This window comes from Dyella kyungheensis (genome assembly GCF_016905005.1).
GTDB lineage: Bacteria > Pseudomonadota > Gammaproteobacteria > Xanthomonadales > Rhodanobacteraceae > Dyella > Dyella kyungheensis.
Map to the genome: position 1 here is coordinate 884,027 of NZ_JADIKC010000003.1, position 17,273 is coordinate 901,299.

Genomic DNA, 17,273 nt, shown 5'->3' on the forward strand with positions numbered 1-17,273 from the left:
GCGCTGCAAGAGCGTGGGTCGAGGTGTGGTCATCCGGTGGTCCTCAACAGGATCGTCACCAGCACGAACAAGCCGGCGATGCTGCCGATGGCCGCGGGAATCCAGCGCCCGCCGCTCTCGCTCATGCTGAAGGCGGGCAGGCCGTCCACGCGCTGGCGTGCGCCCAGATAGAAGCCGGTGACGATCGCCAGCACCACGTAGAGCACGATCATGTAGCTGCGGCTGAGGAAGAACGCGCAGACAAACATGCCGCACAGCGACAGCAGCAGGGTCAGCGCCAGCGGTCGTTCGGCGCTCCACGCCGCGAAGCGCTCGGGTTCCGCGGCGGCATCCGGCTTCAGGCGCAGCACGGCCGCCGTCATCCAGAAGCTGTAGCCGATCAGCGCAAGCCACAGCACGTAACCCACGAAGCCCGTTTCGGCCAGCACCAGTACGAACGAGTTGTGCGCAGTGAGCTGGTTGTAGTCGGTGAAATTGCCAGGACCGACGCCGAACAGCGGATGCGACTTGAACATCTGCAGGCCTTCGTACCAGGCATCCACGCGGCCGCTTGCCGATTCCTCGCCGGCATCGAGTTCCTGCATGCGCGAGGAGACCAGCTTCATCGCCGCCAGGCCCACCACCCCGAGGATGCCGGCCACCACCATGCCGCGCCGGTACCAGATGTACGCGCCGATGACGACCAGCACGCCCAGCATGGCGCCGCGCGAGTTGGTCAGATACACGCCATAGAGCAGGGTGAGGATGCAGGCCAGCCAGAACAGCCGGCCGATCAAGCCCGCGCGTTTGTACAACAGACTGGCCATGGGGAACACGGACACGAACAACATGCCGAGATCGTTCGGATCGTTGAAGATGCCCACGTACTGGATGCGTCCGTCCTCGCCAACGGGAATGCCGGTCCAGCCGATGCCGCCATGCCGCTGGTCGATACCGTGCAGGGCGAGCACGGTGGCGCACATCACCATCACCGCCATCAGGGTGAGGATGCGCCGCTGGGTGGTGCACGCGGTGGCGATCATGAAGAACATCAGCACGATGGGGCCGAACTTGCCCATTTCTTCCTTGACGCCGCCGAGCCAGCCGTTGGCCACTTCCGACAACATCAGCACGATGAAGAAGGCGGGCAGGATCAGGAATTGCGGTGCGCGCGGCACCCGCGTGCCGGACGCCAGCCACGCGGCGAACGCCAGCACCAGCACCACCGGCAGGATCGGCAGGCCGATCAGCGCGGTGATGTATTCCTGCGGCCTGACGATGGTCAGGACGACGTAGAGGAGGATCAGTGGGAACATGAGGTATCGGTATAAGCGAGATGGGCGGGCGTCGGATAACCGATCAGGCCGGGCAGGGCCAGCAATGCGGCGAACCAGGCCTTGCCGTAATAGCGCTCCACCGCAATGCGATAGAGCGAGTAGCGGTTGCTGGCCGGCTGCAGGTTGGTGCCGCTGATGTAGCTGCAGGCCAGGTCGAAGCCCGCATCGCGGGTCACTTCGATCACTTCCCGGTCGAACGCGCGGTTGCTGCCCACCGGGTAGGACATCAGCAAGGCCATCGGCCCGAGTTCGCGCAGCAGCGCGTTGCGCGAATCGTACACCTCGCGTTCGAGTTCCTCGCGCGGCAGCTTGGACAGCATCCAGTGATTCACGCCATGCGAACCGATTTCCAGGCCGGCGGCGCGCATCTCGCGCAACTGGTCCCAGTTCATCGGGCGGCAGTCGGCTGGGTAGGCGTGATCGGAGGGCATGTTCCATGCCGTTTCCAGGCGGCGGATCATCGCCGCCTGGGTCAGCGCGCTGATCTCCTTCATGTTGCCCAGCACGCGGATGGCCAGCGCGCGGCGCTCGGCGCGCGTGGCCGGCATGGGCTCGTCCATGTTCAATTCGGGCAGTTCCAGCCGATTCGCGTTGGTCAGCAGGATCATGTGCACCAGCCAGTCGTAGGCGTAGGGGCGCCCGCTGTCGATGTGGCCGGTGGAAATGAAGAAGGTTGCCGGTACGCCCAGCTCCTTCAGGATCGGATAGACGATGCGGTAGTTGTCGTCGTAGCCGTCGTCGAAGGTGATCACCACGGCATCCGGCGGCAGCGCTTGTCCCGCATTGATGGCGGCGGCCACGTCGGTGAGGCGCATCGGACGATAGCGTTCCTTCACCAGCAGCATCTGCTCGCGGAATTCCTCCGGCGAGGTGCTGATCAGCTCCATGTCGAACGGGTAGCGCTCCGGGTCCGGCACCGGCATCACGCGGTGATAGGCCAGGATGCGCAAATCCTTCTGCCACCACGCGCGCATTTTCTGCAGCGGGTTCAACAGGCCGGTGTTGTAGCAAAGCTCACCCAGCCGTTCGCGTATGCCGGTGCTCTTCGCTTCGTGCGATGTCGGGCTTACCATAGATGTTCACCTCGGCTGCGGGCGTAGGCGATGGACGCCTGCGCGGCATAAAGATTGAGATAGAAAAACGTCACCACCAGCTGCACCGGAAGCCATCGACCCGCCCGCGGACGCAGGCGTTCGAACGGCACCAGTCCGATGCACAACAGCAGCAGTACGAGCAGCGCGCCATAGGCCATGTGGTAGCGGGCGAGATAGGCCGTCGACAGCAGCATGGCCAGCAGCAGCCATGGCGCCAGCAGGCGCAACAGCTTGTGGCTGATGAACTGGAGCCACAGCCGGTTGCGCGAAGGCGAAAGCAGCCACGGCGCCACGTCCATCAGCTGCAGGCAGCCCACCATCGCGCGCATGCGGCGCGGTTGCTCGTCCAGCGGGGCCTGTGCGGTTTCGCCCCACACCACCGCGCGCGGTTCGAACACCACGCGGCGTCCGCTGGCGGCGACGTCCATCGGTATCAGCACGTCGTCCAGCAGGGTGTCCGGCGGCAGCGGCTTGAACAATTCGCTGCGTACGGCATACAGCGCGGCACAGGCGCCGATGGTGGAGCCGCAGCGGCTTTCCTGATGCCGGATGAACTTGTCGTAGCGCCAGTACGCGTTCACGCCATGCGCGAAGGTGCTGCCCACGTTCTCCAGTTCCAGGCTGCCGCTGACCGCGCCCACGCGCGGATCGCCGAGATTGCCCACCAGCTCGCGCAGCGCGAGTGGCGAAAGCTTGTGCTGCACGTCGGTCATCAACAGCACTTCGCCGCGTGCGGTGGCGACCGCATCGTTGAGGCACAGCGCCTTGCCCCGCGAGACGGGGAACTCCAGCAACCGCACGCGAGCGTCGTGCGCATGGCGTACCAGGGCGGCGGTGCGATCCGTGCAGCCGTCGCAGGCCACGATGATCTCGATGTATTCGGCCGGATAGTCCAGCGCGCGCAGGTTCTTCAGCTTGGCGCGGATGTGGCGCACGCCGTCGCGCACCACGATGATGATCGATACCGTGGGCAGGATCGGCTGCTTGCGCACCGGCCGATGCATCAACTTGCCCCACAGCCACATGATCAGCGGGTAGCCGACGAAGATGTACAGCAGCAGCCAGAAGCTGGCCCTGCATACCAGGATCGCGAGCGTCGTCATGTCGGTTCCCCCGTCACCGATATGCTCCTGTCAGCGCCTGCCAAACAATTGCCGTAGCCTTCCACCCAGTGAAGCGGCCTTGTCCGGCTCGGTCAGATCGCCTTCGGGCAGCGCCGTGGCCAACGAGGCGAGCGGGGTGGTGGCGACGTCGAGCAGGTTGAGCTTCACGCCGGTCTCCTTGCGCACCTGGGTGACCATTTCGATCGCCAGCAGCGAATGGCCGCCAATGTCGAAGAAGTTGTCGCTGGCCCGCACATCGTCCGCACCGACCAGCCGGCACCAGAGCTGGCCGAGATAGCGTTCGCGGGGATCGTCGCTGGCACTCACGCCGGGCTCGGCATCCGTCGTCGCGGCCACCTGAAGTACCGGTGGCGGCAGCGCCTTGCGATCGGTTTTGCCGTTGGGCGTGCGCGGCAGTTCGGCCAATCGCACCAGGTGCTGCGGCTGCATGTAGCTCGGCAGGCGCGCGGCGAGCTGCGCGCGCAGCTTGGGCCACACCTGTTGCTCGTCGTCACTGCAGACGGCGTACAGCACCAGGCGCTCGTCGTTCGGCGCTATTTCGCGCACCACCACCACGCAGTCGAGCAGGCTGGGCAGGGTGCGCGCCACGGCCTCGATCTCGCCGGGCTCGATGCGGAAGCCGCGAAGCTTGACCTGGAAATCGATGCGTCCCAGGTGCTCCAGCGTGCCGTCGGCGCGCCAGCGCGCACGGTCGCCGGTGCGGTAGAAGCGCGCACCTGGTGCGAACGGATCGGCCGGGAAACGTTCCGCCGTGAGTTCGTCGCGATGCAGATAACCCAGCGCCACGCCCTCGCCACCGATGCACAGTTCGCCCGGCACGCCGATGGGGCAGTGCTGGCTGTGCTCGTCCAGGATATGGATGGTGGTGTTGGCAATCGGCGTGCCGATGGAAATGCCGCGCTCGGGATGTTCCACGCGCCAGCAGGTGGACCACACGGTGGTCTCCGTGGGGCCGTACATGTTCCACAGTTCGCAACCGCGCGCGAGCAACTGTTCGGCCAGATCCGCCGACAGCGGTTCGCCACCGCAGAGCGCACGGAAACCGTACGGCGGCAGCCAGGACGTCTGCAGCAACAGACGCCAGGTGACCGGCGTGGCCTGCATCGTCGTGGCCACTTGGGTGGTGAGCAATTGCGACAGTGCAAGACCGTCGGTGGCTTCTTCGCGCGTGGCGAGCAGGATTTCCGCACCGACGCTGAGCGGGCCGAACAGCTCGAGCACGGCGATGTCGAACGACAAGGTGGTGACGGCGAGCAGGCGATCGTCCGCCTGCAGCCCCGGACGCTGCGCCATGCTGGCGAGGAAATTCACCACGGCGCGATGCGGAATGGCCACGCCCTTTGGGCGGCCGGTGGAGCCGGAGGTGTAGATCACATAGGCGACCGACGAGCCATCGAAGGCAGCGTCGCTGGCGAGTCGTGAGGTGGGCAGCGCATCGAGTTCGTCCGCGGACTCGTCCAGCAACAGGCGCGCGGTGCCCTCGCTGTCGATGCGCGTCGTCAACGCCGCTTCCGTCACCAGCACGCCGAGATTCGCATCCTGGGCCATGTACGAGAGCCGATCGGCCGGGAACTCCGGATCGAGCGGCACGTAGCCGGCGCCGGTCTTGAGCACGCCCAGCATGCTGGCCACCATGTCGATGCCGCGCGTGAGCGCGATACCTACCAGGGTGCCGCGCGCAGCGCCGCGCGCGCGCAGGGCATGGGCGATGCGGTTGGCGCGCTCGTCCAGTTGGCGATAGTTGAGCGTCACATCGCGACAGCGGATGGCCTGACGCTCGGGCGCGCGATCGCACTGCTGCTCGAACAAGCCATGCAGCGACAACGGAGGCACATCCAGCTGGGTCTGGTTCCATTCGGCCAGCAGGGCGTTTTCGCGCGCCGGCAGCAGATCGAGCGTTGCCACGCTGCGGGCCGGGTCGGCCAGGGCCGAGGCGAGCAGGCTTTCGTAGCAGTCGCGGAAGCGTGCGGCCGTCTGCGCATCGAAGATGTCGGTGTTGTAGGTGATGCCGCCCAACAGGCCGTGTTCCTGCTCAAGGAACCACAGGCCGATGTCGTCGGCCGCGCCGCGCTGGAACACCGGCAGATGCTCGTGCGCCAGCTCACCCCACGAGACGATGCGGCGGCGCGCATCCTGGAAGGAAAACATCGCCTGCGAGATCGGCGGACGGCTTTCGTCACGCGCCACACCCAGCGAGAACACCAGCTGCTCGAACGGTATGTCCGGATGGGCAAACGCATCCAGCACCACCTGTCGCACCTGGCGCAGCACCTCGCGGAACGGCGCCTCGGGATCGACCTGCACGCGCAACGGCAACGCGTTCACGAACAGGCCCATGATGCTTTCGGTTTCGACCCGATCGCGTCCACGCACTGGTGTGCCCACGATCAGGTCGCGTTGTCCGCTCAGGCGGTGCAGCAGCACGTAGTACGCGGCCAGCAACACCATGAACGAGGTGGCCTGTTCGCGTTGCGCCAGGGCATGCACGGCAGCGGCGCGGTCGGCGGGAATGCGCACCCACTCGGTGGCGCCCTCGCCGGACATGCGTGCCGGCCGCGGCCGGTCGGCGGGCAGCTCCAGCGGTTCCAGCGCGCCGCCCAGCGTCTTTACCCAATGGGCGAGCTGCTGCTGCACGTTGTCGCTGGCCATCCAGTCGCGATGCCAGGCGGAGAAGTCGGTGTACTCAACGGCCAGCGGCGGCAGGCCTTCGGCGCTGCCCGCGCAGCGCGATACATACGCCCGCGAAAGATCTTCGTACAGCAAGTCGAACGACCAGCCGTCCCACACGATATGGTGGGCCATGAAATAGAACACGTGATCGTGCTCGTCGATGCGGAACAGGCGCGCGCGATACAGCGGCGGCCGGGTCAGATCGAAGGGCTGGGCAATATCCGCTTCCAGCGTCCGGCGGATGGCCTCCATGCGCGCGTCGGCGGGCAGGCCGGACAGATCCTCCAGCGGAAGCTCCGGCAGCAAGCCCGCATGAATGCGTTGCACGCCGCCCAGTTCGCCGGTTTCGATCGACGTGCGCAGCACCGGCTGGCGCAGCACCACGTCGCGCAGCGCCTGGCGGAACGCATCCACGTTCATCGGACCGCGCAGGCGATGCGCCGACGGCGTGTTGTAGACCACGCGGCCCGGATGCAGCTGCTCCAGATACCAAAGCCGCTGCTGCATCGACGATAACGGCGCCACCGTGCGCTCGGTCAGGCGAGGAATTTCGATGGATGCGGCAGCCGCATGCTCGGGCACGCGCTGGCTGTCGATGGCCTGGGCCAGGCCTTCGATGGTGGGCGCGTCGAACAGGGTGCGGAACGACAGCGCGATGCCGAATTCGCGATTCAGTCGCGCCGTGAGTTGCGCAGCGAGCAGCGAATGGCCGCCGAGTGCGAAGAAGTTGTCGCGCACGTCCAGCTCGGGCAGCGCCAGCACGGTTTCCATCGCCGTCGCTACGCGACGCTCGGTGTCGGTTTGCGGAGCGCGGCGGTCGCCCCGAGCCTCGACGGCGGGCTGCGCCGGCGCGGGCAGCGACTTGCGGTCGATCTTGCCGTTCGGCAGCAACGGGATGGCGGTCATCGCCACGAAGTGCTGCGGAATCATGTAGTCGGGCAGGCGCTGGCGCAGCGGCGGGCACAGATCCACCGTCGCCAGGTCCACGCCTTCGGCGGGCACCACATAGGCCGCCAGGCGCACGTCGCCAGGCCGGTCCTCGCGCGCCATCACCACGGCACGCGCCACCTGCGGCAAATCCGTCAGTGCGGTTTCGATCTCGCCCAGCTCAATGCGATAGCCGCGAATCTTCACCTGGAAATCGAGCCGGCCCAGATGTTCCAGCTCGCCCTTGGCCAGCCAGCGTCCGCGATCGCCGGTGCGATACAGCTTCGCGTGCGCTTCGCCGCTGAACGGATCGGGCAGGAAACGTTCGGCGTTGAGTTCGGGACGATTGAGGTAGCCCAGCGTGACGCCATCGCCGCCGATATGGATTTCGCCGGGCACGCCCAACGGGCATGGCGCGCCGTGTTCGTCGAGCACGTGTACGGTGGTATTGGCGATCGGCTTGCCGATGGTGATGCCGGCGCGCGGATGCTGCGCCCGCCACAGCGTCGACCACACCGTGGTTTCGGTGGGACCATAGGCGTTCCACAGTTCGCCGCAACGGGCGAGCAGCGATTCGGCCAGATCCAGCGGCAGCGGTTCGCCGCCGGCAATCGCCTTGAAGCCGCGGGAACCTTCCCAGCCCGATTCCAACAACACGCGCCAGCCGGCGGGCGTGGCCTGCATCATGCTGGCCTTGCTGTGTTCCACCAGCTGACGCAACGCGGTGCCGTCGCGCACGTCGTCGGCGTTCGCCAACACGATGGCTGCGCCCACGCTGAGCGGAAGCATCAGCTCGAGGAAGGCGATGTCGAACGACAAGGTGGTGACCGCGACCAGACGATCATCCTCATGGATGCCCGGTTCGTGTTGCATGCTGCTGATGAAGTTGGAGGTGGCGCGATGCGGCACGCGCACGCCCTTGGGCTTGCCGGTGGAGCCCGAGGTGTAGATCAGATAGGCGATCGATTCGGGCGTGGCGGCACGCTCATCATGCGGCAGACGCGCGGCACTGGCACCGTCGATGAGGGCGGCATCGCGCTGCAACGACAACACCTGCGACGCGGGGAACTCGAAAATGCCCGCCGCTTCGTCGTCCACGATAAGCGCGGCAAGCGCGGCGTCCTTCGCCATGAAGGCGAGGCGCTCGGCGGGAAAGCCCGGGTCCAGCGGCACGTAGCCGGCGCCGGATTTCAGCACGCCGAGCAGTGCGGCGATCATGTCGCTGCTGCGCGCCACGGACAGGCCCACCAGCCGGCCCTGGCCCACGCCACGCTGCCGCAACACACGTGCGATGCGATTGGCGCGGGCTTCAAGCTGCGCATAGCTCAGCGCTGCGTCGCCGGCAATGGCGACGCGTGCCGGTGCGCGGTCTACCTGTTGTTCGAAGTATTGGTGCGCGAGCTGCTGCGCAGGATAGGCCGTGCGCATCGGCTGCAAAGCCATCAGGGCTGCCTGCGCCGACGGGGACACCAGGCTGAGCGCATTGCCCGCGGCGTCCGGGGTGCTCACGGCCTGGCGCAGCAGCGTGGCATACGCATCCAGCCAGGACTGGATGGTGGCCGGCTCGAACAGATCGCGGTTGTACTGGCATTCCAGGCGGATGCCGGCCGGCAGCTGCACGGCATTGACGAACAGCTCGAAATTCTCGAACACGCGCGGGTTGCCGGCGAACTCGAACGACAAGCCGGGGAAGCTGACGCTGCGCTCGTCCAGCGCCTGGTCCAGATTGAACAGCACGCTGGCCAGCGGCAGGCGGCCGGGATCGCGCGGCAAGGCCAGGCGAGCCAGCAGGCTGCCCAGCGTGTATTGCGAGTGATCGAAGGCGTCGAGCAGATCGCCGCGCACCTGCTTGAGGCTGTCGGCGAACGGTGCGGCCGTATCGATCATCATGCGCAGGGGCAGCACGTTGACGCAGTGGCCGACCAGATCGTGGTGACCGCCGGCGGCCTGGCCGGCCGACGGGATGCCGATCACCACGTCGTCCTGTCCGGTCAGCCGTTGCAGCAGCAGGCCGAACGAGGCCAGCAGCGTGGCGTACAGGCTGGCGCCGCGCTGCGCGCCCATGCGCTTGACGTCGGCGACCAGCGAGGCGTCCAGCAGCAGGTCTTCGCGCAGCGAATGAAAGCTGCGCTGGCGCGGGCGAGGGTGGTCGGTGGGCAGATCCAGCGAGGGCGTGGCGTTGGCGAAACGCGCCAGCCAATAGGCTTCCGAAGCCTTGCCTTCGGCACTCTGCGCGTGACCGGCTTCGGCCAGCGCGTATTCCGCGAACGCGTCGGCAGGCGGCAGATCCTGGCCCTGGCCGACCTGCTGTGCATACAACGCGGCCAGGTCGCGCACGATCACGCCGAACGACCAGCCGTCGCATACGATGTGATGCGCGGTGAACACCAGCAGATGTTCCTGCGAGGACAGACGCAGCAGTTCGGCGCGCACCAGCGGGCCGGTATCGAGGTTGAACGGTTCGCTCACCACGCGGACCAGCGTGGCATCGATCTCGGCCTGCTGTTCGTCGGGGCCGAGCCAGGAGAGTTCGCGCAACGGGCAGGGCAGATCCTGCTGGGCGGCGATGCACAGCTCGCTGCCATCGTTGGCGAAGGTCGCGCGCAACGCTTCGTGGCGTTCCATCAACTGTTGCAGCGCGGTCTGCAGCGCATCGACGTTGAGTTCGCCATGCAGCCGCAGCGAGACCGACTCGTTGTAGGCGAGCGAGGCTTCCGGCTCCAGCGTGGAAGCCAGCCACACCTCGCGCTGCGGCGCGGTGGACGGTGCCACGCGTTCCAACATGGCACCGGCAAACGGGTCGTAATCGACCGCAATCGCGTCGGCATCGGGCAGTTGGCCCGGCTCGTTCGGGTTCATGCGTTGACCCTCATGAACTTGCCCGGCGCATCCGGGTTGGGCACGAACCACGCCGGGTTGCCGTGCTGGTCCTTGCCCAGCCGTGCGCCCACCACCGGCGGACGGTTGGCATCGAAAGCCAGCGCTTCCACGTTCCTGTTGCGCGGCAGGAATTCGGCTTCCTGCATCTCCAGCACGGATTCCTTGTACGCCTTGGCGATCGCCTGGAAATCCTGCTCGCTGTGCGCGGTGGTGAAGAAGCAGGGGAAGTTGTCCAGCATGTGGATGCCGCGGCTGCGGATCATGGCGAACAGCAGATCCTGCAGCGGGTGGTCTTCGGTGAAATTGGTCTTCCACACCGAGGCGAAGTGCACCAGCTGGATCGGTGCGCCCACGCTGGCGCAGAACGCGTTGAGTTCGTCCATCAGCAGACTGGTGCGGGCGTTGAGGCGCTCTTGCAGCGCGGCGCCGTTCTGCTTCAGGTGATTGAGCACGGCATGGGCCGCTGCGAGCGCCAGCGGGTGGCGCACGAAGGTGCCGGCGAAATAGGTGACGCCCACGGTCGGGATGGAGGCATCGCCGTACTGCCAGCCACCGCCGTCGAGCGCATCCATGTACTGGCGCTTGCCGGCGATCACGCCGATCGGGAAGCCGCCGCCCACCACCTTGCCGTACGAAGCGAGGTCGGCATCGATGCCGAGCACGTGCTGCGCGCCGCGCGGATGCGAGCGGAAGCCGGTGACCACTTCGTCGAAGATCAGCAGCGCGCCTGCATCGGCGGTGATCGCGCGCAGTTCCTTGAGGAACTCGCGCGGCTGGAAATCCGGACGGCGGCTCTGCACCGGTTCCACCAGCACGGCAGCGATGGTCGACGCGCGCTCGCGGATGATCTGCAGCGTTTCGGGGGTGCCGTATTCCAGCACCAGCACGTGTTCCGAGGTATTGCGCAGGATGCCCGGCGCTGCCGGTACCGAGCGCAGCTTCTTGGTGCCGCGCACGATCACCTCGTCGAAGATGCCGTGATAGGAACCGGTGAAGATCACCAGCGTGTCGCGGCCGGTGACGGTGCGCGCGATGCGCACGGTGCCCATCACCGCCTCGGAGCCGGTGTTGCACAGCGCGGCGCGGTCGAAGCCGGTGAGCTCGCAGACCTGTTCGGCCACTTCGCCGGCCAGCGGATGCTGCGGGCCGATCTCGTAGCCCGAATCCAGCTGGCGCCGCACGGCATCGAGCACGAAGTCCGGCTGCCAGCCGAACAGGTTCATGCCGAAGCCGTTGAGGATGTCGATGTATTCGTTGCCATCCAGGTCCCACACCTTGGAACCCTTGGAGCGGTTCACCACGACCTGGTAGATCATCTCCTTCAGCAACGGACGGAAGCCGTTCACCACGCGCGGATCGGCCAGGTGCTTGCGATGGCGCTGGGTGTACTCCTTGGAAGCGCGCGTGCGGTCGATATAGCGGCGCATGAAGGCTTCGAGGCGGGCCTGCTGGCGATCGCTCAGCTCGGTCTGGTTCGAATGGATGCGTGCGATGGCACCGAACGCCTTCTTGACGTCGTAGGTGGTGTGGGCGAGCGCGGCTTCTTCGTCCTGCGGCTGCGGCTGGCTCGGCGTCGCCTGTGCAGTGACGGCTGCAGGAGCTGACGGTGCGACAGCGGGTTGCACGGGTGCAGCAGCCACGGCCTGCACGGGTGCAGCAACGGCCGGTGCGGTCATGCATGCGCCAGCGAGCAGTGCCAGTTGCTGCTGCATGATCTGCATCTGCTGTTGGATCAGGTCCTGCACCACGTTGCCGCTGGCGGCCATCGGCATGACCGGCGCGACGATGGCGGCGGGAGCCACGGTCGCGCCGGTAGCCGCGGGAAGGACGGGGGCGGCCGGAGCGGAGGCATCCGGCGGCAGCATCTGGTCGATATGCATGGCGAGGCGCTCGAAGGAGGAAAACGACTCCATCAGTTCGCGGAACGTGATCTTCAGCGCGAAGGTCTTCTGCAGCTGCAGCGCAACCTGGGTGAGCGAGAGCGAATCCAGGCCCAGCTCGACGAAACCGGCGCCGGGATCGACGTCCTGCAGTTCCGCGCCCGAAACGTCCTCGAACAGCTCGGTGAGCTGGGAAAGCAGGCGGGTTTGACGGGCGGAACCGGCATTGGCGCCGGCAGCGTTGACATCCATGGTGTGCTCCACAACGGGTGCAGGCGAAGAGGTGAACAACGGAACGACGTTGTCAGGGGTGAGGGTGGGCGCGATGGCAGCCGGTGCGGCAGCCTCGACCCAATAGCGTTTGCGTTCGAACGGGTAGGTCGGCAGCTGCACGCGGCGACGATTGGCGCGGCGATCCAGCGCGCACACGGCCACCGGCGCACCGGCGCACCACAGCTCGCCCATCGCGGCAATCCACGCGGCGCGTTCCAGCAGCTCGCCGTCGGCGACGCTGGACACCATCCGATGCTTTCGGCTTGGCGCGTGCTGGCGGGCCAGCGTGGTCAACGCGTTGCGCGGGCCCACTTCGAGGAAGACGCGCGGTTGCTCGCCCAGCTGGCTCAGCAAGGCGGGCGAGAAACGCACGGTGCCGCGCAGGTGGCTGGTCCAGTAGTCGGGCGAAGTGGCTTCGGCCACGCTGAGCGGCTCACCGGTGAGCGTGGAAATGATCGCGATGCTCGGTGCCGACAGCGTCACGCGCAGCACTTCGGCGCGGAACGGTTCGAGCACCGGATCCATCATGGCGGAGTGGAACGCGTGCGAGGTCTGCAGCACGCGGCAGGCCACGCCCTCGGCTTCCAGTTGCAGGCGGAACGCTTCAATATGCGCGGATTCGCCGCTGACCACGCTCGCATTCGGGCTGTTCTCCGCCGCGAGCTGCAAGCCGGCTGGGAGGCGCGCACGCACCGCATCGGCGGCCAGTCGCACCGACAGCATCGAACCGGATGGCATGGACTGCATCAGGCGGCCGCGACGGGCAATCAGCCGCGCACCGTCATCGAGGCTCATCACGCCGGCAATCACCGCGGCGACAAATTCGCCCACGCTATGGCCGATCATCGCCGCCGGTACGATATCCATGGACAGCCACAGCTTGGCCAGCGCGTATTCCATCGCGAAGGTGGCCGGCTGGGTCAGCGAGGTTTCGCGCAGGGCGGCGGCATCGCTGTCGAACATGCGTTCGCGCAGATCGAAGCCCAGTTCGCCGCGCAGCGCTTCGGCGCAATCGTCGAGCGCGGCGCGGAAGGCCGGCTCGCTTTCGTACAAAGCCTTGCCCATGCCGGAGTATTGCGAGCCCTGGCCCGGGAACAGGAACACTACTTCCGGCGCTGGCTTGATCGACTCGCGCACGTTGGAGGCGGAGAAATCGCGCAAACGGGCCACCGCTTCGTCGGTGCTCGCTGCGACCACGCAGGCGCGATGGTTGAACGCCTTGCGTCCGTGCAACAGCGTGCTGCCGACGTCGCCCAGGTTGGCGCCGGGATTCGCCGCCAGATGATCGGCGAGCCGTGCCGCGGAGATCGCGACGGCTGCCGGTGTGCGAGCGGAAAGGAACAACAGCTGCGGGCCTTCGGGGGCATCGGAAGCCGGCATGGCCGGTGCCTGTTCGAGGATCACATGCGCATTGGTGCCGCCCACGCCGAACGAACTCACGCCGGCACGCAGCGGCTGTTCGCCTTGCGGCCACGGGCGCAACGTGTCGTTGACGACGAAGGGCGAGTGGGCGAAATCGATCTTCGGATTGGTCGCCTGCACGTGCAGCGACGGCGGCAGCACCCGCTCATGCAGGGACAGTGCGGTCTTGATCACGCCGGTGGCGCCCGCGGCGATCACCGTGTGGCCGATGTTGCTCTTCACCGAGCCGATGGCGCAGTAGCCGCAATCGTCGGTGTGCTGGCGATAGGCGGTGGTGAGGCCTTCGATCTCGATGGGGTCGCCCAGCGGCGTGGCGGTGCCGTGGGCTTCCACGTAGGAAATGGAACGCGCGTCGACACCGGCATCGGCCAGTGCCATGGCGATCACGGCCGCCTGGCCTTCGCTGCTGGGCGCGGTGAAGCTGGCCTTGCCGCCGCCGTCGTTGTTGATGCCGATGCCACGAATCAGCGCAAGTACGTTGTCGCCATCGCGTTGCGCATCCGACCAGCGCTTGAGCAGCACCACCGCGGCGCCGTCGCTGAACACCGTGCCCTGCGCGGTGGCATCGAAGGTGCGCGTCTGGCCGTCCGGCGACAGCATCGAGCCTTCCTGCGTGACGTATCCGCTGCGCGGCGGGCAGGTGACCGATACGCCACCCGCGATCGCCATCTCGCATTGCCCGGCGCGCAGCGCGGCCACGGCCTGGCAGATCGCCACCAGCGAGGTGGAGCAGGCCGTGCTCACGTTGACGGCCGGGCCGGTGAGGTTGAGCTTGTGCGCCACGCGCGTGGCGAAGAAATCCTTCTCGTTGGCCAGCGAGACGAGGAACGCACCCAGTTTCTCGATGAGATCGGGGCGATGGGTCAGGTGATGCTGGAAGTAGGTGGCGTGGTACATGCCGCCGAATACGCCCACCGGTGCATCGTGGCGATCCGGCGTGTAGCCGCCGCGCTCCAGGCATTCCCAGCACAGTTCCAGGAAGATGCGCTGCTGCGGGTCCATCAGCTCCGCTTCGCGCGGCGAGATGCCGAAGAAGGCCGCGTCGAAGTCCTCGACGCCATCGATGATGCCGCGTGCCGCCACATAGGCCGGATCGCTGCGCAACGATGCCGGGATGGATGCGTCCAGTTCGTCGGCACTGAAGTGGGTGATCGAATCGCGCCCGGCGCAAAGGTTCGCCCAGAACGCTTCCAGGTCGGCGGCGCCGGGGAAGCGGCCCGCTGCCGCGATGATCGCTACCGGCTCGCCCGCGTCGCCCTGACGGCCGCGCGAGAGGCGCGAAGCCAGCGCCGACTTCGCCGCGCGCCCCTCGATCAAGGAGGCCAATGCGGCAGGCGTCGGCTCGGCGAAGAACGCCGGAATGGTGGGCGTACTCGAAATCGCGCCGTGCACGCGCTCCATCAAACGCACGGCGAGCAGCGAATTGCCGCCGAGGTCGAAGAAGTGGTCGACGCGGCCGACCTGATCGATCTCCAGCACCTCGGAGAACAGCGCGCACAGCTGCTGTTCCAGCTGACCGACCGGCGGCACGTAGGTGTCCGCCAGTTCCGGTCGGCCGCGCCCCGGTGCAGGCAAGGCGCGACGATCGAGCTTGCCGTTGCCGGTGACCGGCAGGCTGTCCATGCGCACATAGGCCACCGGCACCATGTACTCGGGCAGCGTCTGCGCCAGTTGGGCGCGCAGGGCGCGAGCCGTCACGGCGGCGTCCTCGGCCACGAAATAGGCGACCAGCCGCTTCTGGCCGGGCTGGTCTTCGCGAGCCAGCACGGCGCTGGCGCGAACACCGGGAAGATCCTGCAGCGCGGCTTCGATCTCGCCGATCTCGATGCGATAGCCGCGGATCTTCACCTGGCCGTCGATGCGGCCGATGAAGTCGATCACGCCTTCCGGCAGCCAGCGTACGAGATCGCCGGTGCGATAGAGACGCTGCTCGCCGCCGGCAAACGGATCGGGCACGAAGCGCGTTGCAGTGAGTTCGTCGCGGCCCATGTAGCCGCGCGCGACGCCTTCGCCGCCGATGTACAGCTCGCCGATCACGCCCGGCGGCACCGGCTCGCCGCGCGCATTGACCACATAGAGCGTGGTATCGGCGATGGGGCGGCCGATCGGAATGGCGCGCAGCGCTGCATCCAGCGCAGGCGGAATGCGGAAAGTGGTTGCGAACGTGGTGCATTCGGTGGGGCCGTAGCCGTTGATCAGCGTCGTGTCCGGCAGCGACGTTTGCGCCTTGCGCACATGCGCGACGGACAGCGCTTCGCCACCGGTAAGCAATTGCTCGAGACCGCGCAGATGATTGCCGTCCTCGTCGATGACGGCGTTGAACAGCGCCGCGGTGAGCCAGGCAATGCGCGCATCGTGGTTGCGGATGGTGGCGGCAAGACCCGCGCCGCTGGGCACGCGCTCGCCATGCACGATGCAGGTGCCGCCGTTGAGCAGCGCACCCCAGATCTCGAAGGTGGCGGCATCGAACCCCAGCGGTGCGGCGTGCAGCACGCGCGGGCTGTCGCCGAACTGCACGTAGCGTACGTTGCGAACCAGCCGGATGATGGAGCGGTGACGAATCTCCACGCCCTTGGGCGTGCCGGTCGAACCGGAGGTGTACATCACGTAGGCCAGCGCATCGCCGTCGACCACGGGAAGGTCGGCCGTGCCCGCCGTGCTCATCAGTGATTCGATGCCCAGTACGGGAGCGGCCACGTCCGCAGGCGCCGCCATGCCCTCGCCGACGATGATGGCCGCAGCCCGTGCATCGTTCAGTACGAACGCCAGGCGTTCTGCGGGGTTGGTACGGTCGAGCGGCAGATAGGCGGCGCCGGCCTTGAGGATGCCGAGGATGGCGATCAGGGCCTCGGGCGAGCGATCCAGCAGCAGGCCGACGGTCGCGCCCGGCGTCACGCCGGCGCGCAGCAGCCCGGCCGCAACGTCATCGCTGCGTTCACCGAGTTCGGCATAGCTGAACTTGCCGAGCGGGCCATCCAGTGCGATCGCTCCGGCATGCGTTGCCGCGACCTGGGCGAACAGGCCATGCACCGTGTCGCCCAGCTGGCGAGGCATGCGCGTATCGTTCCAGGTTTGCAGCAGGCGTTGGCGCGTTTCCTCATCCAGCACGCTGATCGATTCCAGCGCGTCGTGGTGCGCCAGCGAGTGCAGCACGTGCGACAAACCGTGCGCGAGCGTGAGCAGCATCGACTCGTCGAACACGGCCGTGTCGTAGTTGAGTTCGAGATGCGAACCCGTGGGCGAGAGTGACCAGCGCAACGGCAACGCGGCCCCAGCGTCATCGGCCCAGGTGCCGATGGCGCTGGGCGCGTCGTCCTGCGCCGCGGCCGGAGTCACATGCATGAGCAGCCATGCATCGACCGCGCCTTCCATGGGCACTTTGTGGAAGATGTTGCCCGACGCGGTGGCGAGCACGATTTCCGCCTGGCCGGTGAAACGCGACTCCAGCAGGGCCAGGGCCGCGCGACGCAACAGCGTGGAGCTGATACCCAGCCGTTCCGCGCGTGCCTCGATGGCGTGCACGACGCCGGCATCGATGGCCATCTGCAGCCGCTGCATCGAGACCGTCACCGGCGCCGGCGTCTGCCGGACCAGCACGTCGAGCAACGACAACTCCGTGCCGGTCGATGCTGTTTGCGCGATGTTGTGCTGAGTCATGGGTATTCACCTGCACGCGCGTGCTGGGCG

At 67.0% G+C, this 17,273-nt stretch carries 5 protein-coding genes; all 5 read right to left on the bottom strand.

What is annotated here, in order from left to right:
- Window positions 1–29: 29 nt before the first annotated feature.
- The 5 genes from ISP20_RS08735 to ISP20_RS08755 are packed head-to-tail and all read right to left on the bottom strand — an operon-like array spanning window position 30 to window position 17,243.
- A complete protein-coding gene (locus tag ISP20_RS08735) occupies window positions 30–1,295 on the bottom strand; it encodes an O-antigen ligase family protein (RefSeq protein ID WP_204635648.1) in 1,266 nt (421 codons plus the stop codon).
- On the bottom strand, window positions 1,283–2,389 hold the full coding sequence (locus ISP20_RS08740) for a polysaccharide deacetylase family protein (protein WP_204635649.1): 1,107 nt from the start codon (window positions 2,387–2,389) through the stop codon (window positions 1,283–1,285). The genes ISP20_RS08735 and ISP20_RS08740 overlap by 13 nt, the downstream gene beginning before the upstream one ends.
- Window positions 2,383–3,513, bottom strand: coding sequence for a glycosyltransferase family 2 protein (locus ISP20_RS08745; protein WP_204635650.1), 1,131 nt, complete (start codon window positions 3,511–3,513; stop codon window positions 2,383–2,385). Before ISP20_RS08745 ends, ISP20_RS08740 begins: the two co-directional genes overlap by 7 nt.
- A 30-nt stretch (window positions 3,514–3,543) precedes the next feature.
- Window positions 3,544–9,990 (bottom strand): non-ribosomal peptide synthetase, encoded by a 6,447-nt coding sequence (locus tag ISP20_RS08750; RefSeq protein WP_204635651.1) that lies wholly within the window; start codon window positions 9,988–9,990, stop codon window positions 3,544–3,546.
- A complete protein-coding gene (locus ISP20_RS08755; RefSeq protein ID WP_204635652.1) occupies window positions 9,987–17,243 on the bottom strand; it encodes a hybrid non-ribosomal peptide synthetase/type I polyketide synthase in 7,257 nt (2,418 codons plus the stop codon). The genes ISP20_RS08750 and ISP20_RS08755 overlap by 4 nt, the downstream gene beginning before the upstream one ends.
- Window positions 17,244–17,273: the final 30 nt, after the last annotated feature.

What these genes read in the sequence shown, in the direction of transcription:
- ISP20_RS08735 (WP_204635648.1), bottom strand. Translation starts at nt 1,295, where the DNA reads ATGTTCCCACTGATCCTCCTCTACGTCGTCCTGACCATCGTCAGGCCG.
- ISP20_RS08740 (WP_204635649.1), bottom strand. Translation starts at nt 2,389, where the DNA reads ATGGTAAGCCCGACATCGCACGAAGCGAAGAGCACCGGCATACGCGAA.
- ISP20_RS08745 (WP_204635650.1), bottom strand. Translation starts at nt 3,513, where the DNA reads ATGACGACGCTCGCGATCCTGGTATGCAGGGCCAGCTTCTGGCTGCTG.
- ISP20_RS08750 (WP_204635651.1), bottom strand. Translation starts at nt 9,990, where the DNA reads ATGAACCCGAACGAGCCGGGCCAACTGCCCGATGCCGACGCGATTGCG.
- ISP20_RS08755 (WP_204635652.1), bottom strand. Translation starts at nt 17,243, where the DNA reads ATGACTCAGCACAACATCGCGCAAACAGCATCGACCGGCACGGAGTTG.